The organism is Bythopirellula superficialaquae, from assembly GCF_059632245.1.
Map to the genome: position 1 here is coordinate 4,120,465 of NZ_CP197426.1, position 20,841 is coordinate 4,141,305.

Annotated in this window: 18 protein-coding genes; 8 read left to right on the top strand and 10 right to left on the bottom strand. The window is 55.2% G+C overall.

What is annotated here, in order from left to right; genetic code table 11:
- The first annotated feature begins 228 nt into the window (after nucleotides 1–228).
- Both cmk and SH678x_RS16970 read left to right on the top strand, forming a co-directional pair.
- Nucleotides 229–936 (top strand): (d)CMP kinase, encoded by a 708-nt coding sequence (gene cmk / locus SH678x_RS16965; protein ID WP_496919644.1) that lies wholly within the window; start codon nucleotides 229–231, stop codon nucleotides 934–936.
- Nucleotides 937–975: 39 nt separating this feature from the next.
- On the top strand, nucleotides 976–2,616 hold the full coding sequence (locus SH678x_RS16970) for an FAD-dependent monooxygenase (protein WP_496919645.1): 1,641 nt from the start codon (nucleotides 976–978) through the stop codon (nucleotides 2,614–2,616).
- Between the two features lie 363 nt (nucleotides 2,617–2,979).
- Here SH678x_RS16970 and SH678x_RS16975 read toward each other — a convergent pair whose 3' ends face one another.
- On the bottom strand, nucleotides 2,980–3,699 hold the full coding sequence (locus SH678x_RS16975; protein ID WP_496919646.1) for a class I SAM-dependent methyltransferase: 720 nt from the start codon (nucleotides 3,697–3,699) through the stop codon (nucleotides 2,980–2,982).
- Between the two features lie 619 nt (nucleotides 3,700–4,318).
- Between SH678x_RS16975 and SH678x_RS16980 the strand changes: the two genes are divergently transcribed.
- The 3 genes from SH678x_RS16980 to SH678x_RS16990 all read left to right on the top strand — a co-directional run bounded on the left by SH678x_RS16980 (nucleotide 4,319) and on the right by SH678x_RS16990 (nucleotide 7,841).
- Complete coding sequence (locus tag SH678x_RS16980; RefSeq protein ID WP_496919647.1) at nucleotides 4,319–6,145, top strand: 30S ribosomal protein S1; 1,827 nt, start codon at nucleotides 4,319–4,321, stop codon at nucleotides 6,143–6,145.
- A gap of 375 nt (nucleotides 6,146–6,520) precedes the next feature.
- On the top strand, nucleotides 6,521–7,384 hold the full coding sequence (locus SH678x_RS16985) for a sigma-70 family RNA polymerase sigma factor (RefSeq protein WP_496919648.1): 864 nt from the start codon (nucleotides 6,521–6,523) through the stop codon (nucleotides 7,382–7,384).
- A 106-nt stretch (nucleotides 7,385–7,490) separates the two neighbouring features.
- Nucleotides 7,491–7,841 carry a hypothetical protein gene (locus SH678x_RS16990; RefSeq protein ID WP_496919649.1) on the top strand — a complete coding sequence of 117 codons (351 nt, stop codon included), beginning with the start codon at nucleotides 7,491–7,493 and terminating at the stop codon, nucleotides 7,839–7,841.
- A gap of 23 nt (nucleotides 7,842–7,864) precedes the next feature.
- Here SH678x_RS16990 and SH678x_RS16995 read toward each other — a convergent pair whose 3' ends face one another.
- From SH678x_RS16995 to SH678x_RS17035, 9 genes are all read right to left on the bottom strand, one after another.
- Nucleotides 7,865–10,978 (bottom strand): POTRA domain-containing protein, encoded by a 3,114-nt coding sequence (locus SH678x_RS16995; RefSeq protein ID WP_496919650.1) that lies wholly within the window; start codon nucleotides 10,976–10,978, stop codon nucleotides 7,865–7,867.
- A gap of 159 nt (nucleotides 10,979–11,137) precedes the next feature.
- Nucleotides 11,138–12,559 carry a replicative DNA helicase gene (dnaB, locus tag SH678x_RS17000; protein WP_496919651.1) on the bottom strand — a complete coding sequence of 474 codons (1,422 nt, stop codon included), beginning with the start codon at nucleotides 12,557–12,559 and terminating at the stop codon, nucleotides 11,138–11,140.
- A gap of 114 nt (nucleotides 12,560–12,673) precedes the next feature.
- Entirely contained in the window at nucleotides 12,674–13,210 is a 537-nt protein-coding gene (gene rplI, locus SH678x_RS17005; RefSeq protein ID WP_496919652.1) for a 50S ribosomal protein L9, read from the bottom strand.
- A 77-nt stretch (nucleotides 13,211–13,287) separates the two neighbouring features.
- The gene (gene ssb / locus SH678x_RS17010; RefSeq protein ID WP_496919653.1) at nucleotides 13,288–13,734 is read right to left on the bottom strand and encodes a single-stranded DNA-binding protein; all 447 of its coding nucleotides are present in this window, start codon (nucleotides 13,732–13,734) and stop codon (nucleotides 13,288–13,290) included.
- A 44-nt stretch (nucleotides 13,735–13,778) separates the two neighbouring features.
- The gene (gene rpsF, locus SH678x_RS17015) at nucleotides 13,779–14,183 is read right to left on the bottom strand and encodes a 30S ribosomal protein S6 (protein WP_496919654.1); all 405 of its coding nucleotides are present in this window, start codon (nucleotides 14,181–14,183) and stop codon (nucleotides 13,779–13,781) included.
- Nucleotides 14,184–14,230: 47 nt separating this feature from the next.
- Nucleotides 14,231–14,887 (bottom strand): aminoacyl-tRNA hydrolase, encoded by a 657-nt coding sequence (gene pth, locus SH678x_RS17020; RefSeq protein ID WP_496919655.1) that lies wholly within the window; start codon nucleotides 14,885–14,887, stop codon nucleotides 14,231–14,233.
- A 67-nt stretch (nucleotides 14,888–14,954) separates the two neighbouring features.
- Entirely contained in the window at nucleotides 14,955–15,584 is a 630-nt protein-coding gene (locus SH678x_RS17025; protein ID WP_496919656.1) for a 50S ribosomal protein L25, read from the bottom strand.
- Between the two features lie 169 nt (nucleotides 15,585–15,753).
- Nucleotides 15,754–16,698 carry a ribose-phosphate diphosphokinase gene (locus SH678x_RS17030; RefSeq protein ID WP_496919657.1) on the bottom strand — a complete coding sequence of 315 codons (945 nt, stop codon included), beginning with the start codon at nucleotides 16,696–16,698 and terminating at the stop codon, nucleotides 15,754–15,756.
- A gap of 15 nt (nucleotides 16,699–16,713) precedes the next feature.
- Nucleotides 16,714–17,481, bottom strand: a complete 768-nt coding sequence (locus tag SH678x_RS17035) for an NTP transferase domain-containing protein (RefSeq protein ID WP_496919658.1) — start codon at nucleotides 17,479–17,481, stop codon at nucleotides 16,714–16,716.
- 246 nt (nucleotides 17,482–17,727) lie between these two features.
- Here SH678x_RS17035 and argB point away from each other — a divergent pair, with 246 nt between their 5' ends.
- Genes argB through argF form a run of 3 tightly spaced genes read left to right on the top strand, consistent with a single transcriptional unit; the run spans nucleotide 17,728 to nucleotide 20,791 of the window.
- Nucleotides 17,728–18,576, top strand: a complete 849-nt coding sequence (argB, locus tag SH678x_RS17040; RefSeq protein ID WP_496923080.1) for an acetylglutamate kinase — start codon at nucleotides 17,728–17,730, stop codon at nucleotides 18,574–18,576.
- A 54-nt stretch (nucleotides 18,577–18,630) separates the two neighbouring features.
- Nucleotides 18,631–19,836: an aspartate aminotransferase family protein gene (locus SH678x_RS17045; protein ID WP_496919659.1), complete on the top strand. Its 1,206-nt coding sequence runs from the start codon at nucleotides 18,631–18,633 to the stop codon at nucleotides 19,834–19,836.
- Between the two features lie 37 nt (nucleotides 19,837–19,873).
- On the top strand, nucleotides 19,874–20,791 hold the full coding sequence (gene argF, locus SH678x_RS17050) for an ornithine carbamoyltransferase (protein WP_496919660.1): 918 nt from the start codon (nucleotides 19,874–19,876) through the stop codon (nucleotides 20,789–20,791).
- Nucleotides 20,792–20,841 lie beyond the last annotated feature (50 nt).

Genomic DNA, 20,841 nt, shown 5'->3' on the forward strand with positions numbered 1-20,841 from the left:
GAGCAAAAAGTCCCCCAGCCTCTCCATTTTAGTCGATAAAAGGCCTTTGTATAGAATTTGCCGGTTGGAACGACTTATCGGCTCGACTTGGACAATTCGCCGCATTTCCCGGCGAAAACTACGAGTCGCGGTGGTTGCAATTCCCAGCAGGGAATCTGATAACAAGGTGACGGCACTAATCGGCTCGGCAATGAAGCCCGTCCGTCATGCCACCCAAGAGGGGCTCGCATGTCATTTCCAACCGCCATTGAAGAGACAATCCCCACGGCCCAAGCTACCATGATCGTCACCATTGATGGTCCGGCAGGATCGGGAAAAAGTAGTGCCGCACGTAGATTGGCCAAACGTCTGGGCTTCAAGTTTTTGGATACGGGGGCCATGTATCGGGCCATCACTCTGGCCGGGGCCCGCCAGAAAATCGACTGGAACGACCCGGAACCACTCGCCCGCATCGCCGCTACGGCCACGATCGAACTCTTCGACGACCGCGTGATGCTCGATGGTGAGGACGTTTCCAGCGAAATTCGCACGGTCGAAATCACACGGCTCACCCGCCACGCGGCTGACAATCTCAAAGTCCGGCACATCCTGGTCGACCTTCAACGGAAAATTGCTGGCGATTACGATGTGGTCGCCGAAGGCCGCGATCAAGCTACTCTCGCCTTTCCGCAAGCCGAGTGCAAAATCTTTCTGACAGCCACTGAGGACGTTCGTGCCGAGCGACGCTTTCACGATCTCGTTGCCCGCGGCGAAGACGTTTCGCTGGAATCGGTCAAAGAAAACCAACGCCTCCGCGATCTACAAGATCATGAGCGCGATTTCGGCGGCTTGCGCAAAGCGCCCGATTCCATTGAAATCTACACCGACGATCTTTCCCCCAGCGAAGTCGTCGACAAGCTCGAAGTGTTGGTTCGCTCACGAATGACCATAATCTAGTTAGCCGGCATCGTCCCGATGCCGTTGCCGGAGAGCAAGATGTCAAATTCCGCAGACGTTCTGATTGTCGGTGCCGGACCCGTGGGTCTCACCATGGCCACGGCGCTCCATCATCACGGCCTTTCCTGCCGGCTGATCGACAAGGCTCCCGCGCCCAGCGACAAATCCAAAGCTTTGGTCGTTTGGAGCCGTACGCTCGAACTCCTGGATAAGTTTGGATTGGCCCAGACATTTATTAACGACGGCCTCAAGCTCAAAGGCGCCAGCATTCACAACGAGGGGAAGCAAATTGTTCATTTGGCCATCGCCGGACTCGACAGCCCTTACTGCTTCCCCCTGATGATTCCGCAAAACGAAACCGAGCGATTGCTCGCCGAACATCTCGCCTCGCAAGCAATTACCGTCGAACGCCAAGTCGAACTGGTCGCCTTCGGCGAGAAAGCCGACGGCGTGAATTGCACGCTCCGCTTCGCCGATGGTCACGAAGAAACGGCCGACTATCCCTGGGTCGTCGGCTGCGACGGCGCGCACAGCACCGTTCGGCACACACTCGGCGTGCCGTTCACTGGTGCGGCCGAGCCCAACGACTGGATTCTGGCCGACGTTCATCTGCACGGTAATATGTCTCGCGATGAAATTAGCGTCTTCTGGCATACGAAAGGGGTGCTTGTTTTTTTTCCGATTGGAGACTCCCGCTTTCGGATGGTCGCCGACCTTGGCATGGCCCAACCAGGGGGCAAACCGGCCGATCCCACGCTCGCCGAAGCGCAAGCCAAAGTCGACGAACGGGGTCCCGGGGGAATCACTCTCACCGACCCGATCTGGCTGGCCGGCTTTCGCATCAACGAACGCAAGGTCGATCAGTATCGCCACGGCCGCGTGATGCTTGCCGGCGATGCCGCCCACATTCACAGCCCCGCCGGTGGTCAAGGAATGAATACCGGCATGCAAGACGCTTTTAATTTGGCTTGGAAATTGGCGCTCGTTCATAAGGGTCAAGGTCAACGAGAGCCGTTGCTCAATAGCTATTCTCACGAACGGAGCGGCGTGGGCGATCAAGTCCTACGCGGTGCCGCTACGATGACCACCGTGGCAACATTGCGTAACCCGGTCGCGCAGTTCATGCGGAATCACATCGCCCCGATCGTCACATCGTTTGGCATTGTGCAAGACAAAATCAAGAATGCCATCTGCGAACTCTCGATCAATTACCGCGATAGTTCGCTCTCCGCCGAAGATTGGCCCATGCTGGGTGGGGGCCTGCCCGCGGGTGATCGCCTCCCCGACAGCCCGCTCACTTCGGCCGCAACGGGTCAGCCCACGAGCCTCTTCACAGTGACAAAGGGGACACAACACGCGCTGCTGCTGTTCCCCGCCGCAAACGACGCCACCGCAATCGCCACGCTCACGCAACTTGCCGACGACGTTCAAAAGGCGTTCCCGAATATTTTCGCGACGCATGTGATCTTCAAACCGACCGACAAACCCACCACCCCCGTCGGGGGCAATTCCCAGGTCTGGATCGACGTCGATGAACTGCTCGATAAGAAACTGAGCATCACGCACCCATCAGTGATCGTCGTCCGCCCCGACGGATACATCGGCTACCGCGGCCAACCCGCGGAGAGCGCGAAAGTGATGAACTATCTGCGAAGTTATCTATTGGTAACCACGAATTGAACGAATCGACACGAATAATTTTCTCTTATTCGTGCTATTCGATGATTCGTGGTTTCTGTCTCTTCCGTCATTCCCGCGCAGAGCCTGCCCTCACGAAGGTGGGGGCGGGAATCCAGAATTTAGCGGGGTAGCACCGATACTTCGTCTGCAATAAGCACCGCCTACGTTGCCACGCAGCCAGACAAGTATCGGTGTGCGCAGCACAAGAGGTGAGCAGCACTGGCCAACCTCTTGTCATCGACACCGACACTCGACTGTTCACGCCAATAAGTACACATAGTTTGTACCAAGTCGAATGTCGCTGCCAACCAATACCAAGACATTGCCGGAACTGCGCACCGCTTGTTCCGGCCTACATCCTCTTCATTCGTGTTTTTCGTCTCTTTCGTGGTTCCCCTCTTCCTTCTCAAAAAACATCAAATGCTGCCACGGCAGTTTGTCGTACTCCTCGACGAGCTTAAAACCGTTCGCCGGGAATTCTTTCATGATCTGCGCCTTGCTCATTTTGTGCAGCGGCTTGATCGGCACGAGCGGATCCTCCTCGCGAAATTCGACGAGCGCCACCCTGCCCCGTGGTTTGAGACTCGCACGTATCGCGGCGAGCATCTGCTCGGGATGCGAGAACTCGTGATAGACATCCACCAACAGCATCAGGTCGACCGACTCCGGTTCGAGCCGTGGATCGACGGGTGTTCCCAACAGAGGCTTGATGTTCTTAATTCTGTTTTTGCGCATCTCGGCCCGCAGCATCGCCAGCATGGGGCTCTGAATATCAACGGCGAACACTTTGCCGTCTGACCCCACAAGCTCGGCTAGCTGGAGCGAATAAAAGCCGTTGCCGCAGCCCATGTCGCACACGGACTGTCCGGGCCGCACATGGAGAGCTTTCAGAAGTTGCTCGCAATCTTCCTCGCGTTGACGCGATTCACGCACAAGCCACGGCGCGCCGGTATAGTGCATCGTGACGGCAATCTCGCGCCCCATGTACTCAGTGAGCGCAGGAGGGATTGGTTCCTTGGCCTCGGAAAACTCGCCAAGGCACAATCCAATCAAGCACGCCGCTAGCAAAATGAGTTTGTTCATAGATCTGAATATTAAACCGCTCATCGACGCTGATGGGCGCTAATTATTTTTTCTCGTTTTATTAGCGCCCATTAGCGTTTATCAGCGGTTAAAAATCTATCGTTTGTTCTGGCCAAAGATTTTGCTCGCAATTGGCCACCAAATTCACGACAATCAGTGCCTACGCACACCATGCGGTGCCGCCGCTCGCATCTAGCTGGCCGTTTTGGAACGTTGCTTCGAACAAATTTGACCAAAAGTCCCCCTATTTTGTCACATGCCGCAGCAATTTCCCCTTTGCCTGACGAGAAATACGCAAAACAGGGGTGCCAAAACCGGGGAGTTTCGTCGCGAAAGTTGGGACCCCGGGCGCCGTTCCAAAAGTGTGACCAAAAGTCTGGCTAAAAGTTCGCCCAAGAGTCCGCCGCCCCGATCAACTAACTCCAGACAGCGGGCCAACTTAACCCGATTGTCACTGGCCGCCTTCATCGTTAAAATGTTGGATTCCCATTCGCCGGATACCCCCACACAGATTGTCAGCGTTGGCAATCGAGTAGACGGCGGTCACCTCGTTTGTTTGGATCGAACTCAGCAGCCAGGGCAATCTGCCGAGCGACGTCCCCGATTGGTTTTTTAATTCATGGTCAACCGTAACTTAATTCGCGAATTCGACATTACTGATGAAGATTGGGAACTGGCCGTTGGTGAGCTCGCCGACGAGGATGCCGGTTGGTTAGATGCCACCGACGTCGATGTCAACCAAATCGTAGAAGGCAAAATCATCCGCATCGACGAAGAGTATGTGCTCGTCGACGTTGGCTATAAGAGCGAAGGCACGATCGCCCGCAACGAATGGGAAGAAGGCGAAGAGCTTCCTGAAGTGGGCCAAACGATTCGTGTGCTCGTCGAAGACGTGGAAGATAGTCACGGGTTGCTTGAAGATCGCGGCATGATCGTGCTCAGCAAGCGCAAGGCCGAGAAGATCGAAAAGTGGATGAAGGTCATGGAGACCGTCCACGAAGGCGACGTCGTCAAAGGCGAAGCAGTCCGCAAGATCAAGGGTGGTTTGCTGGTGGACATCGGCGTCAACGTGTTCCTGCCTGCGAGCCAAGTCGATATCCGCCGTCCGCACGACATTGGCGAATACATCGGCAAGACGATCGAGTGCATGGTACTCAAAATCGACGAAGCCCGCCGCAACATCGTGGTCAGCCGTCGCAGCCTGATCGAAGCCCAACGCGAATCGAAGAAAACCGATTTGCTCAAGGAATTGCAGGTTGGCCAACTCCGCAAGGGTATGGTCAAGAACATCGCCGACTTCGGCGCGTTCGTGGACCTGGGCGGCATCGACGGTTTGCTGCACATTACCGACATGAGCTGGGGACGCATCAATCACCCAAGCGAAATGGTCAAGATCGACGACGAGCTCGAAGTGCAAATCCTGCACATCGACTACGAGAAGGAAAAGATCGCGCTGGGCCTCAAGCAGAAACAAGCCAGCCCGTGGGAGAATGTCGCCGGCAAGTACCCGGTCAATTCTGTAGTCAAGGGCACGGTCGTCAACGTGATGAGCTACGGTGCGTTCGTTAAGCTCGAAGACGGCATCGAAGGCCTGGTTCACATCAGCGAAATGTCGTGGACCAAGCGCATCAGCCACCCCAGCGAATTGGTGAACATCGACGACGTGATCGACGTGGTCGTGCTGCGAATCGACGAGCAGAAGCAGGAGATTTCGCTCGGTATGAAGCAAACCCAAGACAATCCTTGGGAACGCGTTGCCGACAAATATCCGACCGGCGCGTTGGTTAAGGGCAAGGTTCGTAACCTCACCAATTACGGTGCGTTCATCGAAATCGAAGAGGGCATCGACGGCTTGCTGCACGTCAGTGACATGTCGTGGACCCGCAAAATCAGCCATCCCAGCGAAGTGGTCGAGAAGGGCCAGGAAGTCGAATGCAAGGTGTTGTCGGTCGACCAAGAACGTCGCCGTATCGCTTTGGGCCTCAAGCAAATGGACGACGATCCTTGGGCCACCGACATCCCCAACCGCTACCAACAAGGTCAGCTGGTGAAGGGCAAAGTGACAAAGATTACCAATTTCGGTGTCTTTGTCGGTTTGGAAGACGGCTTGGAAGGCCTGCTGCATATCTCGGAGCTTTCCGATCACAAGGTTGAGAACCCTCAAGAAGTGGTCAATGTCGGCGACGACATCGAAGTGAAGGTGCTGAGGGTCGATTCCGAAGAACGCAAAATCGGGCTGTCCCGCAAGCGTGTGGAATGGGCCGAAGAAGACTTCGCTGCTGCTGCTGAGGCCGAAGCTGCAGAGGCCGCCGCGGCTGCCGCAGGCAAGAGCGATCCTTCGGAGCTCAAGGGTGGTATTGGCAGTGAATCGGGGCCGCTTTTCAAGTCGGCCAGCGAAACCAATGGGTCCGCTGAAGAGGATGCCGTTGAAGCAACGCAAGAATAGTTGCCTGGCAGTTTGAATGTGTCACAACTAGGGCACGGTGGAAACTTTCCACCGTGCCCTGTTCTTTTTAAAGTGATGCCGTGGCAATCGTTACGGTCGGCATCATGCGTACAGCCGATCCACTTCAACATCAGACGCCAAAATTGCAGGCACATTCCCCCCTACGTCGATACTTCTTGTGCAACAGGACGTAAACCAGGCGGGTGGAAGTTCGCTGGCTTTGTTGGCCAGAACCACAAACTCGGACCGGTTAAGAGTGGCGCCAAAAACCCTGCCCGCAACAGGACGTGGGGGGTGGTCTGCAGCCCCCAGGCTTGCGGATCACAGTGGAACGGCGAGATCGCATCCCCCACCCAACAACGGTTCAAGTTACCTATGGCAACCACGTCCAAAACCCGCCGAAGCTCATCTGCCGTTCAGACCCCGCTGGAAACCTACCTGCGGGAGATCAATGAAACGGCCTTACTGAACGCCGCCGAGGAAAAAGAACTCGCCGTGCGGATTGGCCAAGGCGACGCGACAGCCCGCGACCGCATGGTCCGCGCCAACCTGCGTTTGGTGGTGAACATTGCCCGCGGCTATTCGGGTAAAGGCTTGAGCCTGCAGGACTTGATCGAAGAAGGCAACCTTGGCTTGTTGCGTGCGGTCGAAGGCTTCGACCCCGCGATGGGCACTCGCTTCAGCACCTACGCCAGCTACTGGATCAAGCAGTCGATCAAGCGGGCCCTCATCAACACCGGGAAAACGATCCGTATTCCGGCGTATATGGTGGAACTGCTCTCCAAGTGGCGGCGGGCGACTGCACGGTTGACCGAAGAACTCGATCGCAGCCCCACCCCCGAAGAAATCGCCCGCGTGCTTGGCCTGCCGAAGAAAAAGCTGCCGATCATCAAAAAGGCGATCAAGATCTACAACGCCACGCCGCAGACCGACCAAGCCGACGCGGGTTGGACGCTGGGCGACATGGTGATGGACGAGCGGCAATTGAGCCCTGACGATACGCTCGTCGAAAGCGACAGCCTCCGGCACGTGATGGAAATGCTCACTACGATGGACGAACGGGAAGCTACCGTCCTGAAGATGCGGTTCGGACTCGACAATCACGAGCCACGCACTCTTAAAGAGATAGGCGAGCAATTGGGCCTCACCCGTGAACGCGTACGGCAGATCGAAACCGAAGCTCTCAATCGCATGGCCGATAGCCTGGAAGATCCTCGTGACCGGGTGATGCGGCACTAAGAATCGCAAAAAACATCGGGAATCTCGCGAAACTTGACGATCCGGAACGCACCTGCCTAGCATGGAAGTGGTGCTGATTCCCCCCCCTGTTTCAAGGATTTTCCGCGTGGCTCTGCGATTACTTCAAACCTGCTTGGTCGTGCTCGCTCTTGGGCTTGCCGTCGATGTGCTGGCTGAGGATACCGTCCCCGCTGTCTATCAGCGTAGTCGTGAAGTTGAATTTGTGAATCACGGCGGCGGCTGGCAGGGCGGACAACGTGGCTGGGGAAATTGGGGCGGCGGGTTCTATAACCCATGGTTCGGCCCGCAATTCTTCGCCGGCACTTGGTATCAGCGGCCTTATCCTGACCACTTGATCTACAACAACGTGCGATCCGGAATGCCGGGTGTGCCGGGGTCGATTGTGGCAGGCTCGGTCGCGCCCAACTGCCCTTGCGCTGAAACGCCAGTGCAATAAATCGCCTGTTCAATAATGCTAATCTAGCGACTGAACCCTAGACTGAAGCTAAACATCTGCTCATCGTCGAAGGGAGCTTTGCTGACGGGGAAGGCAAAGTCCAAAGCAATCGGCGCGGGGCCCATCGCGGGGACAGTCACACGCAAGCCAACGCCCGGTGCCACGCGGAAGTTGTCGATCGTCACGGTCGGCTCGACCGTACCGAAGTCGCAGAAGACGACGCCGTGCAACATGTCGTCGGCAGTAATTGGGAACAAGTACTGCAACGAGTTGAGCCATTGGAAATCACCACCTGATTCAATCCAACGACCATTCACCAGTGTCATCGGCGATGCACCACGGAAATCAAAGCCGCGTAGCGTTGAAAATCCACCCGCATAGAAGCGGTCGTAAATCGGGGCGTCATCACCCATCCAGCCGACGTTGGTCGCATAGCTCAACACATGTCGTCCCGAATGGTCCGGCCGCTCGTGCAGCAAATAGTATTTGCGAAAATCGGCGTCGACGCGGGGGTATTGAAACTTGCCCGTGACATATTCACCACCTATTTCGAGATAATGCCCCTGAGTTGGCAAAAATGCGCTATCGCGAGTGTCGTTAATCGCTGAGAGCTTAAATCCATGCAGGGCATTGTCACCCACCACTTCGTCTAAATCTGGGAAGGCGCCTGGAGCTGTGGCAATATTGCTAATCTCAACATTTTCTCCTCGATATGTTGCGACTGTCGACAAGTCGTTCTCCAGCCACTGATAGCCAAACGAAATACGACCACCCAGGCGGGATTCATCCCAGTCAGTATAGCTGCGATCGAAATAGGAAGCGCTGAGACCGAGATTCACCGGGCTATCGAACAAATACGGCTCTTGGAAGCTCACCAAGTAGCGATTCACTTCACTACCGGGTGACGCGTCGATTCGGAAACGCTGACCAGCACCGCGGAGCGCTGTGCCATTGCGAATGTCTTCCCACGACGTGGGAAATCGCCGCCAGTCGAAGTTGCGTTCATCGATCACGATGTTACCGATCACGCCTGCATCGGAGTTCACGCCCATGCCCAACTGCAAGCGGCCGGTCTGAGTTTCCTGCCCATCAAAAATAATGTCCACGGTTTGCTCGGGATAAGGCTGCCCCGGGAACCCAATATCGCCATTGGGATACACTTCGTAACCCGGAACCGGATTCGCGGTAAAGCCTTGGGTCGGCCCAAAGCTTTGCGCAGGTGGCGGAATTGACTCGGTGTATTGAACCGGCTGCACATTGCTGGGAGGTTTGACACTCGGATCGGTCGCACCAACAGCACGGCCACCATACGGTGAATTCGTTGATGTTGGCAGCGAAGCATAGGCACTGTTGGGTACTACATCAGGAGTTTGACCGCGCACCGCTTGATAGGCATTCGGTTGTGCATTTTGGGGAGCGGCAGCAGGCCGCACCCACCACCCTGATTCAGTGGACTCTGGGCTTTGGCCACGGATGATAATTTCTTCTTCAGGGCTTGGTGAAGCAGGTGTCGTCAATGGCTGAGACCCATCTTCTTCAGGACTCGAAAGCATGCCTTCTTCTTCCAACCAACGCTCATAATGTTCCAAGCTTTCGCATTCGACATGGACATCCATTTGAGTGTCCACAGTCGATGGAAATTGAGTCTGTGGTATGGCGGCAACAGGCGCTGGCAAGTTGTCTGCAAAAGATGGAGGCGCGATTACTCTCGGCCCCCAATTGTCAGGGCTTTGGCCACGAATCCCCGAGCCGCTCGCCTTCGCCGGAATTTTTGGCCTACTTCGAGGAGTGGGCTCACTCGTAAAGGTCGCCGCCATCACTTCGGATTCGTCAGGGATGCGGTAGGTGATCTTGGGACGCACACCCGTCGCTGGATCGGTATGGAACAAGCTGCTTGCCACGAGACGGCGTTCGCTGGCCCTCAATTCACGGATATCCATGATGTCGCCAGGACGCAGCGACATACGATTCATAGCCGTTTGAATTCTCGTGTGAGGATTGTCACCAGCGATATGGACGATGATACGTCCGACGCGAAATCGCTCACCTTCTTCAATGTGATAGACGAGATCGACTTCGCCCGGTTGCTCAAGAAACACGGTTTCCGGCTTCACGTCGGCAAAGACATAACCGTGGCTGCCGTAGAGATCCTGAATCCACTGAGCATCGGCACCCATTTTGGCCTGCTCGAACGCATGGCCTCCCTTAAGTTTGGCCGTTTCCGCCAGTGCGACGGGCTCAAACTTGCTGTTACCAATGAAGCGGACATCACGAATGTTGTAGCGAGGGCCTTCCGAGATTACGAAAGTAATCTGCGCCCAGTTCTCACGTGGATAGTAGTCAACCTTACGGCTGACCTTTGCTTGGAAGTATCCAAACGAACGGTAGTACGCCGTGAGGGAGTCAACGTCGCTGTCGATCTGCTCGCGATTGACGTAACCCTTGAAGACTTTGAGTAGCGGCGGCTTCGATTTGATAATCGTCCGCAAGCGTCCTTCGCTTACGAATTCGTTGCCAACGAACTCGACGTTCCAAACTTTTTGCGAAACACCTTCGTTGATCAAGAAGGAAATGCCTTTGTCGGTCGGCTTGGTTCCTTCGAGAATCGTCACTTGGGCGTTGTTGTAACCTCGGCCTTGATAGTATTCCTCGATCTTACGCCGGGCTTCCTCGACGGCGTAAGGATCGACCGCCCCACCGGCTTTCAAGCCGGTTTCTTTGGTCAGCTTCTTATCGGTTACGCCTTCGTTGCCGAGAAACGTGACATAGCGAATCGTGGGACGCTCAACGACCTGGAAGATCACGATCCGACCTTGGGGCGTGCTTTCGTAGAGCGGTTTCACGTCGATGAACCAACCGAGATTGGCCAGCCGACGAACGTCGCGCTGTACGACCGATTGATCGAAGGGCCGTCCAACACGAGTCGTTAAATGTCCGGCAATCTGCGAGGCCGTGATTGTTTCGTTACCGAGCACGCGAATTTCTTTAACCATATCCGCGGGATCCACGGCAATGTCGGCGGTCGGTGCAGCCAATTCTTGCGCCGAGACAATGACTGTTGCCGTCAAACAGCAGAGCAGCAAGCCGGCTGGAGCCGTGTATGCTACGAGTCGGTGAAGTCGCTCAAGGAAAGGCATGGGCAATTGAAATTCTTACGGGAGAATAGCATGTTGGCTGGGGGCTAAAACGCCATGGGCGCAGTGAGGCCCCCAGTTGGGCCGCAAAGAAATAGCGGAACCTTGGGGGTGAGACAAGCCGAGTTCTGGCTGAGATAACAAAACTGTCACGAAAAGATGCTAGAATTCGCCGCCGTATTGATCGAATTCTTCGTAAGTCTTATGAGAGAAGTTGCGAAAACGGGTAAAATCGTGAATCCAGGCAAGCTTCACATCGCCCGTGGGACCGTTGCGTTGCTTGCGTACTAGCAAATCTGCCTGACCGCGTACCCGCTCCCGGTCTTCTTCGTTCGACATATAGTATTCTTCGCGATGCACGAACATTACAACGTCGGCATCCTGCTCGATGGCCCCCGACTCGCGCAAGTGGCTCAGTTGGGGCTTGTTGTCTTTCGATGATTCCACTTGTCGGTTGAGCTGGGCGAGGCATAACACCGGAACGGTCAACTCACGCGCTAGCCCTTTCAGACGACGTGCGATTTTGGCGACCTGCTCCTGACGTGGATCGCGCGAGTTATCTGGGTCAATCAATTGAAGGTAGTCAATCACGATCAATCCCAGACCATCACGCCGTTTCAGCCGCCGAGCATTGGCCGAGATTTCCGTCATCGTTCGGCTGGGGGAGTCATCAATAAATAGCGGTGCCTTACTAATCTCGCCAGCACACTTAACCAGCTTGCGACGCTCTTCACTTGTGATCGTGCCGTTACGTAAGCGATGGCCGTTGACTTCAGCCACTGAACAGAGCAAACGGTCGCCAAGTTCCAACGCCGACATTTCCAAGCTGACAAACAACACCGGCACATTCATCTGTACCACAACATGCTCGGTGATATTCATCGCGAGCGCTGTTTTGCCCATACTCGGTCGTGCCGCGAGAATGATCAATTCCGAATTCTGTAATCCCCCCGTGAGCTGATCGTAATCATCAAAGCCCGTCTCAATCCCACCGCACGCATGTTGGTTATCCAGACGTGCATCGATTCGTTCCAAGGATTCGTGCAACACGTCGCTGATACTGCTTAAGTCACCAGAACCCCGCGACTCCAGAATGCCAAAAACTTTTTCCTCGGCACGACTTAACGCTTCGCGTGTATCAAGTGTGGGGTCGTACGCATCATGAACGATGTCGGTGCCCGCGTGAATCAACGAACGCAGCACAGCCTTTTCGGCTACGATTTTTGCATAGTATTCAGCATGGGCTGCGGTCGGCACCATTTGGCCGATTTCCGCGAGATAAGCGGCCCCGCCGATCGCTTCATATTGCTCGGCACGACGTAAGCTTTCGACCAACAGCATGGGGTCTATGCTCTTGCCGCCATCATGCATCGCGAGCAAATGCTCGTAGATTGTGCGATTGGCGTCGCTATAGAAATCCTTGGCACGCACGACGAGCGCAACTTCGTCGAAAACTTCGGGAAGCAGCAAAATACTGCCAAGCACCGATTTCTCGGCCTCAATGCTTTGCGGCAGCTGGCGCTCGAAGGGGGCCGACGCAGTTGTCCTTGGCGAGCCGGCATGAGTCCGTTCAATCGTAGCCATGATGAGTCAGCTCCTTCTACGAACTCAAAGACACACAGCCCCAACTACTGATCGCAATCAGTGGCTAGCATCGAAATCTACCGGCATGCACTGAGACTCGTGCGTTGACAAGAATTACTTGTCGTCGGCACCAACAGTCGGCACGACCCACACCTTCAGTTCGCCGTCGACGTCGCTCGCGAGCTTGAACTTAACGGTGTAGAGGCCCAACTCTTTGAGCACGCCATCCAACCGAATCTGGTCGAGATTCAAGGTGATGTCGATTTTCTTGAGAGCGGCGACAATGTCGGCGGCACCTACGCTGCCGTACAAGTGACCGTCTTCGGTGGCGTTGGCTTCGATCGTGATGCTTTGCTTGGCAATTTCACCAGCCTTCTTGCGAAGATTGGCTTGATGAACTTTTTCCAAAGCCTGCAATTTCACACGATGCTTTTCGACCATCCGCTTGTGATGGTCGGAGGCCAACGTCGCCATGCCGTGAGGAATAAGATAGTTGTAGGCGTAGCCTGGCTTCACCTCGACTACGTCTCCTTGATGGCCCAAATCCTCGACGCCGTGAATTAGCAGCAACTCGATCCCGCCGTGGGGACCAGTCGGCAAACGCTTAATGCGGTGAGGTTTTCTTTTCAGCTTTTTGGTATGGGCACTCATGTTTTCGTATCGCTATTGGTTATTAAGTTTTTTGGTGTTTTAGATAGGCGGCAAACTCATACGCCGCGATAGTTTTGCTAGAACGGAATTTCGTCGTCGGGCGGCATCATATCCATGGATGCGGAAGAATATTCATGAGGATCAGCACTGGCCGTGCGGTTCGATGAACCACCACTTTGGCCGCCTCCACCGCCGCCCCCTTTACCTCCGACCATTTGCATCCGCTCGCCGACGACCTTGAGTTTGGTGCGTTTTTGACCGTCTTTTTCCCAAGATTCCATCTTCAAGCGGCCCTCGATCAAGACGCTCGATCCCTTGGAAAGATACTCGTTGGCCACTTCGGCGGTACGACCCCACAGGGTGATGTCGACAAATGTTGTTTCGTCGACCCACTGGTCGTTCTTTTTAACGCGATCATTCACCGCCAGGCCAACATCGGTCACGGCCGTGCCGTTGCCGATGTAACGGAGCTCGATATCGCGCGTCAAATTGCCAAGCAGCACGACTCGATTAAAACTTGCCATGGGACAATCCTTCCGCGGTCACAAACTCAGACGGGTTCCAGTACTCAGGTCGTAACGACTTCTTCTTCAACTTCCACAATGTCGTCGGCCACCGGCGTCACACGGACGACTCCACCGCTGCGGGCATGTTCCAGAATGGGTTCGACCAGGGCACCCGGCAGCCGGATAAAGAGCTGACGTAAAATGCCGTCGTGAATTTCACACTGGCGGGTGAGATCCTTCAAAGCACCCGTGGGGAGACGGAAATAGGTGATCCAGTAGGCACCCTTGCGCTGACCGTTGATGGGATAGGCCAAGCGGCGCTCTTCCCACAAACGGCTGACTTCGATCTGTCCGCCAGCTGCTTCGATGAAGCCGTTGATTTCGCGAGGCAACCCATCGCGATCCCGCGCAAATGCGTTGGAATCAAAAATAAACAGCCCTTCGTAAACTCCGATATTCCCGTCCAAAGTGATACTCCGATTAACGTGCCTAAAAGCTTTTTGCCACCTGAATATTATTGTGGATCTGACGAATGCGTGTTCTCAGATTTTTTGTTTTCTGGTTTCTTGTCTTCGTTTTTCTTCTCTTCGAGTTTGCTCGCTTCGGGGCGACCACCGTTAAATTTGGTCATCGCCGCGGTTGTCCCCTGCTCTACCCAAGTGACCACGGCTTGCCGCGCGCGAGCCACTTGTTCATCAACGGCTTTGCGTTCCAAGGAAGTGAACTTCCCCAGCACAAAGTCTGCCGCGTTCCATTGCTCCGGCACAGGTCCAATCCCCATCCGCAAGCGTGCGAATTGATCGGTCCCCAATTGCCGAACTGTATCCGCGAGACCTTTTTGCCCCCCGTCGGAACCACTCGGCCGCAGCCGCAAGGTTCCTAAGGGAATGTTGAAGTCGTCGCAAACCAACAACAAGTCGTTCTCGCCGAGCTTATAAAAATCCTTGACCTGTTTGACGCTGCGCCCACTCAAATTCATGAACGTGTGCGGCATCAGCAGCAAGATTTTTTCCGAACCAACGAGTCCTTCTTGAAGGTGTCCTTCAAACTTAAGTCGTCCGGGTGCCGTCGCATATCTCTGCGCCAGCGACTGGATGACTTCAAAACCGATGTTGTGTCGTGTTTCGTCGTATTTTTTCCCGGGATTTCCCAGGCCAACAATCAATTTCATACGACGCGATTTCCTTACTACTCTTTCGCCAGCGAACAATCAGCTCGCCAGCGAAAACGAGCAAGTCTTACTCTTCAGCTGCCTCCTCATCGCTAGCCTTGCGACCGATGACTTCGGGTTCAGCACCATCGGCGAGGCCTTGATCCTCGGGGGCTTCGACCGGCTCGACGCAATGCACGAGCACCATATCCTGGTCGCCAATGACCTTGGCTCCTTCAGGGAGGTCGATAATGTCTTTGATTTTCAGCGAACCGCCCAAATGCAGGTGATTCACGCTCACGTGCAGATGATCGGGGATGTGACCGGGATCGGTTTCGATCTCGAGGTAATGCACCAAGTGTTCGACCACGCCACCCTCGTGCTCGCCAGGGGCTTCGCCACGCAGCAACAGGTCGACTTCAATCGTAACGCGATCCTTGGCGTCGACCCGTAAGAGGTCCACATGCAGCACGTGTTGCTGGAAAGTATCCCATTGAATTTCTTGCAGCAGGGCCTGCCCATCGGCGGCACCCTTGAGCTCCACCACCTTGGCTCCATGACGCAATGTGGCTTGCAGGCCCTCGGCAGTTACTGTCAGGCTAATTGGTTCTTGGCCATGTCCATACAATACCGCAGGAAGCTTACCCGTCCGGCGCAACCGGCCGTTATTGAGCTTTCCATGCAACTCGCGCTTGGTGACTTCCAGAACTTCCGACATGACAAAAACTCCAAACTAACCAGTATTGCAAAGCGCCGCCGGGCGCTAGATTGACCGACAAACCGCCAGCACTTCACCAGCCAAGGGCGGGAGAACAGGCGGAAGCCCTTGATTGTCGCCGATTTTGATAGAATTTCAAGCCCAGGAAAGCTCGAAGTTTGGGCCAAAATTAGTGAAATAACCGGCTGATCGACTCGTTGCGGTGAATTCGCTTGATCGCCTCGCCCAACAGCGGGGCAACGCTCAAAACTTTCATTTGCGGCAGAATCTGCTCCGGTTTCAGCGGGATCGAATCCGTGCAGACGATGCTCTTGAGGTTGGCCCCGGCTAAGCGCTCGACCGCAGGCCCACAAAGCACGGCATGCGTGGTGGCCACGTGAATTTCTTTGGCCCCCTTCTCATGCAACACCTTGGCCGCCCCGCTAATGGAACCTGCTGTGCTGATCATGTCGTCGAACATCAACACAATTTTGCCCTCCACGGGCCCACCGATCACGTTTTCTTGAACCGTGGTGTCGGCACTTGTGCGGCGTTTGTCGACGATCGCCACCTTGCCCCCCAGACGCTTGGCGTGCCCCAATGCTCGCTTAATGCTCCCTTCGTCGGGACTGGCGATCACTAAGTCCTCGCTAGGAATCTTCATTTTCAAAAAGTGATCATTCAGCACCGGGGCGGCATACAGGTGATCCACTGGCACGTCGAAAAAGCCCTGGATCTGGGCCGCGTGCAAGTCCATGGCCAATACGCGATCGGCACCGGCTCGAGTAATAATGTTCGCAACGAGCTTCGCGGTGATGGGAACGCGGCCTTCGTCTTTGCGATCCTGGCGAGCATAGGCAAAATAGGGCATTACAGCGGTGACCCGTTCCGCGCTCGCTCGCTTGCAACTGTCGATCATCACCAACAATTGCATCAGATTTTCATTGGCAGGGGGACACGTCGGCTGGATCAAATAAACGTCTCGACCCCGAATATCCTCGTCGATTTTGCACGACGTTTCCCCGTCGGGGAACGAGCCCAACGTGATCTGCCCGAGTGGAACGCCGAGATAATCGGCGATCGATTTGCTCAGCGGCAAGTTCGCCTTACCACTAAAAATCTTGAGGTCGGCCATAAATCTTCTCTTAGCTTAACCAGCAATTCCCAAGCGTTTCATTTCCACTTCGACTAAAGCTAGTTCGTCGGGGTTGTTGATACTCAGCGACTCACACGGTTGCAGCACCTTGTCGGCTCCCACTTGCTTGCCGGCCGCCAACAAAATCGCCGGACAATCGGTAATGTAGTATTCGCGCTGTGCGTTTTGATCGGTCAACTTGTCGAGCGCCCACAGCAAATCCTGCGAATCGAACACATAGGTGCTGACATTCACTTCGCGGATATTACGTTGCTCGGCCGTTGCATCCTTCTCTTCGACAATTCCGACAAATTGACCTCCAGCATCGCGAACAATGCGGCCGTAACCCGTCGGGTTAGGCTTCTCGACGGTCCCCAACAAACAAGAGGCGCCCGCCGCGGCGAAGTTCTCAAATAGTTTCTTGACTGAAACCGTCTGTAAAAGAGGCGAATCCCCGGCAACGATCAATACAGGCCCACGATGATCGGCCAGTTGCCCTCGGCACATCATCACCGCGTGCCCCGTGCCAAGCTGCTCGGTTTGCTCGGCAAACTCGACGCCCGGCTCCCCCGAGAGTTCTTCACGTACAAGATCAGCCCGGTAACCCACGACCACAACAATGCGGTCCACGCCTGCCTGACGCAGGGAATCGATCACGTAGCGGATCATCGGACGGCCCGCCACGGGCACCAGCACCTTGGGGAGCTCGGATTTCATGCGAGTCCCTTTGCCAGCCGCCAGTACTATGGCCAAGGTGGGTCGATTTGCAGAATCAGTTGGCATAGGAATTCGATTTCGAGGTCAAAGGGGAATCCTTATCTTGCCACGAATGGCCATCGGCTTCCAGGGTCAGGCTTCCCAGAAAGGTCTTTCGCAGGCCAGTTTCCCGCCTTAAAATGCTAGATTCCACTGAATTGCAGGAATTTATCTGTGAGTACACTAGCCGCACCACCGCGGACCCGACGTTCGCCAGCGAGGAATCCCGTTTTGTTAGAAGCGATCCAAAAAGCCGATGTCCTGATCGAAGCCATGGGCTGGATTCGGCAATTTCGCGATAAGGTCACCGTGATCAAACTAGGCGGCAGCGTCATGGAAGATCCCGACGCCCTTCGCCACTTGCTGGTTGATATCGTCTTCATGGAAACCGTTGGCATGAAGCCGATCGTCGTGCATGGTGGCGGCGCGGCGATTAGCCGGGCGATGGCCGAGGCCAACATCGAGCCGCGATTTATCCACGGTCGGCGTTACACCGATGAAGCCACCTTGGAGATTGTCGAGAAAGTCCTCGCCGGTGAAATCAACGAATCTCTGGCCGCCAGTATTGAAGAGTTCGGTGGCCGTGCGATGCCCCTCAACTTCAGCGGCAACAATAATAATGTGCTGTTTGGCGAGCGCCTCACGCTGTCCGACAAAGACGGTTCACAGATTGACCTTGGTCTCGTGGGGCACGTCACGCGCGTGGACCGCGAAATCCTCGACAATCTGACCTACGCCAACCAAGTGCCGGTCATCCCTTCAATGTGCGAGACGGAAACTGGCGAAAAGCTCAACGTCAATGCCGATACCGCCGCCACGGCAGTCGCCCAAGCGATGGGTGCCGAAAAGCTGATCTTTCTCAGCGACGTGAACGGCGTGCGGCGTGATAAAGATGACCCCGAGTCGCTCATCCACTCGCTGACCGCAAGTGAAGCCCAGCGGCTGATCGACGACGGCAGCATCGAAGCGGGCATGATTCCCAAGGTTCAAGCCTGCTTGGAAACACTTAGCAAAGGCGTCCGCAAGATTCACATCATCGATGGCCGCCTACGGCACTCCTTGCTGCTGGAAATCTACACCAACCGCGGCGTCGGCACTGAAATCATCGCCGAACCTGTTTGATCTGCATCCAGTCTGTAAGGCAACTCATAAATCATCCTTCCCAAGGAATCCAACGTGACAGTGGCCGAAAAAACGCGAATTTCCCCGGAAACGGTCCAGTTATTCGATGAGTATGTGATTCCAAATTACGGCCGCTATCAACTCGCGCTCGTACGGGGGGAAGGCTCACACGTTTGGGACGATCAAGGCAATCGCTACCTCGATTTCTTCCCAGGTTGGGGCTGCAATCTGCTGGGCCATTGTCCACCCTCGGTAGTTAAGGCGGTGCAAGATCAAGTCGCCAAGCTGATTCACGTTCCTAACTCTTGGTATATGGAAGCCCAGGGGCAGTGGGCCAAATTGCTTAGCGAGCGCAGTTTCGGTGGACAAGCCTTCTTTTGTAATTCCGGCGCTGAAGCCAACGAAGGCGCGATTAAGCTCGCCCGGCTGCATTCCACGACTGGTAAGTACAAAATCATCACCTTTGAAGGGGGCTTTCACGGACGGACCTACGGAGCGACCACTGCAACGGCCCAGCCCAAATATCACGATGGTATCGGCCCATTGCTCCCCGGATTTGTGTATGCCCCGTTCAACGATTTGGAAGCCGTGGCAGCAAAGATCGACGACGACACCTCCGCCATCATGGTCGAGCCGATCCAGGGTGAGGGTGGTATTCGGATCGCTTCGCCCGAATTTCTGCAGGGACTGCGCAAACTTGCCGATGAGCGGGGCCTGCTCTTGATCTTTGACGAAGTACAAGCGGGTTGCGGTCGGACCGGCCAATGGTTTTCTTATCAACATGCCGGCATCGAACCCGACATTATGACGCTCGCTAAGAGCTTGTGTGGGGGAATCGCTGGCGGCGCGTTGCTCGCTAAAAAAGAAGTTGCCAAGAGTTTACGGCCTGGCATGCATGCTGCCACGTTTGGCGGAAACCCAATCGCCGCTCGTGCTGGGATCGCCACGATTGAAACTATCGAAGAACAAGGTCTCTTAGAACGAGCAACCCAACTCGGCGAGGCCTTCCGCACACAGCTTGCTCCGCTCGTCGACGAATTGCCTTTTGTGAAGGAACTGCGCGTTCGCGGACTGATGATTGGTCTGGAACTGACCCTTCCCGGCGCACCGATTGTTCAGCGCTGCTTGGACAACGGCCTCTTGATCAACTGCACACAAGGTAATGTCATCCGTTTGCTCCCGGCGATGACCCTCACAGACGAAGAGCTAGAAAATGGCTGCGACATTTTGATCGCAGCCCTCCGCGAGCACACGCCTTAAGAATTTACATTTCACCCTCCTACCACAAGTGGCCATCATGCGACACTTAGTCAGCCTCAACGACGTCACGAGCGATGAAATTCAACGGATTTTCGCTCTCACTGCCGACCTCAAAGCCAAACTTGAAAAGGGGATTCGCGAGCCGATTCTCCCAGGCCGCGTGATGGCCCTGTTGTTCGAGAAACCATCGTTGCGCACGCGCGTGAGTTTTGAATCCGGCATGGCGCACATGGGCGGTTCGAGCATGATGCTGGGCGACGACGTCGGCTTTGGCAAACGGGAACGGATAGACGATTTTTCGCGTGTCTTGAGCGAATTGGTCGACGTAATCGTGATGCGCTGCAAAAAGCACGAGACCGTCGTCGACGTGGCAAAATACTCGACCTGCCCGGTCATCAATGGCCTGACCGATCTGGAGCATCCGTGTCAGGCACTTGCGGATTTGTACACGATCAAATGCCATGTCAAATCTCTCAAGGAAGCGAAACTCGCATGGGTGGGCGATGCGAATAACGTTGCTCGCAGTTTGGCGCTCGCCTGCGGTAAGCTGGGAGTCCATTTCGCGGTAGCTACGCCTAAGGGTTACGGTTTTGACGATGCGTTCATTGCCGTGCTCAACAAAGAATGCCCGGGCATGAATTTGACTCTGACCAACGACCCCATCGCCGCGGTGAAGGGCTCATCAGCCGTTTACACCGATGTGTGGGCGAGCATGGGTCAGGAAAGCGAACAGGAGCAACGAAAGATTGATTTTGCTCCGTTCCAAGTGAACGGGAAATTGATGGCGGCTGCTCCTAAGGATTCCGTGTTCATGCATTGCCTCCCAGCCAAACGCGGCGAAGAAGTAACCGACGAAGTGATGGACAGCCCCAACAGCGTAATCGTCGAGCAAGCCGGCAATCGGATGCACGTGCAAAAGGGCATACTCGCTTGGCTGATGGCCGCTCAAAACTAACTTACGGCTGAAAGACTCCAACGCATTCCCGATCTGAAACGAAAATTGCC

Coding starts and splice junctions, on each gene's coding strand:
- SH678x_RS16975 (WP_496919646.1), bottom strand. CDS start 3,699: ATGAACAAACTCATTTTGCTAGCGGCGTGCTTGATTGGATTGTGCCTT.
- dnaB (WP_496919651.1), bottom strand. CDS start 12,559: ATGGCTACGATTGAACGGACTCATGCCGGCTCGCCAAGGACAACTGCG.
- cmk (WP_496919644.1), top strand. CDS start 229: ATGTCATTTCCAACCGCCATTGAAGAGACAATCCCCACGGCCCAAGCT.
- SH678x_RS17035 (WP_496919658.1), bottom strand. CDS start 17,481: ATGCCAACTGATTCTGCAAATCGACCCACCTTGGCCATAGTACTGGCG.
- argF (WP_496919660.1), top strand. CDS start 19,874: ATGCGACACTTAGTCAGCCTCAACGACGTCACGAGCGATGAAATTCAA.
- SH678x_RS16995 (WP_496919650.1), bottom strand. CDS start 10,978: ATGCCTTTCCTTGAGCGACTTCACCGACTCGTAGCATACACGGCTCCA.
- SH678x_RS16970 (WP_496919645.1), top strand. CDS start 976: ATGTCAAATTCCGCAGACGTTCTGATTGTCGGTGCCGGACCCGTGGGT.
- SH678x_RS17025 (WP_496919656.1), bottom strand. CDS start 15,584: ATGTCGGAAGTTCTGGAAGTCACCAAGCGCGAGTTGCATGGAAAGCTC.
- SH678x_RS16980 (WP_496919647.1), top strand. CDS start 4,319: ATGGTCAACCGTAACTTAATTCGCGAATTCGACATTACTGATGAAGAT.
- argB (WP_496923080.1), top strand. CDS start 17,728: ATGGGCTGGATTCGGCAATTTCGCGATAAGGTCACCGTGATCAAACTA.
- SH678x_RS17030 (WP_496919657.1), bottom strand. CDS start 16,698: ATGGCCGACCTCAAGATTTTTAGTGGTAAGGCGAACTTGCCGCTGAGC.
- SH678x_RS16985 (WP_496919648.1), top strand. CDS start 6,521: ATGGCAACCACGTCCAAAACCCGCCGAAGCTCATCTGCCGTTCAGACC.
- rplI (WP_496919652.1), bottom strand. CDS start 13,210: ATGAGTGCCCATACCAAAAAGCTGAAAAGAAAACCTCACCGCATTAAG.
- ssb (WP_496919653.1), bottom strand. CDS start 13,734: ATGGCAAGTTTTAATCGAGTCGTGCTGCTTGGCAATTTGACGCGCGAT.
- pth (WP_496919655.1), bottom strand. CDS start 14,887: ATGAAATTGATTGTTGGCCTGGGAAATCCCGGGAAAAAATACGACGAA.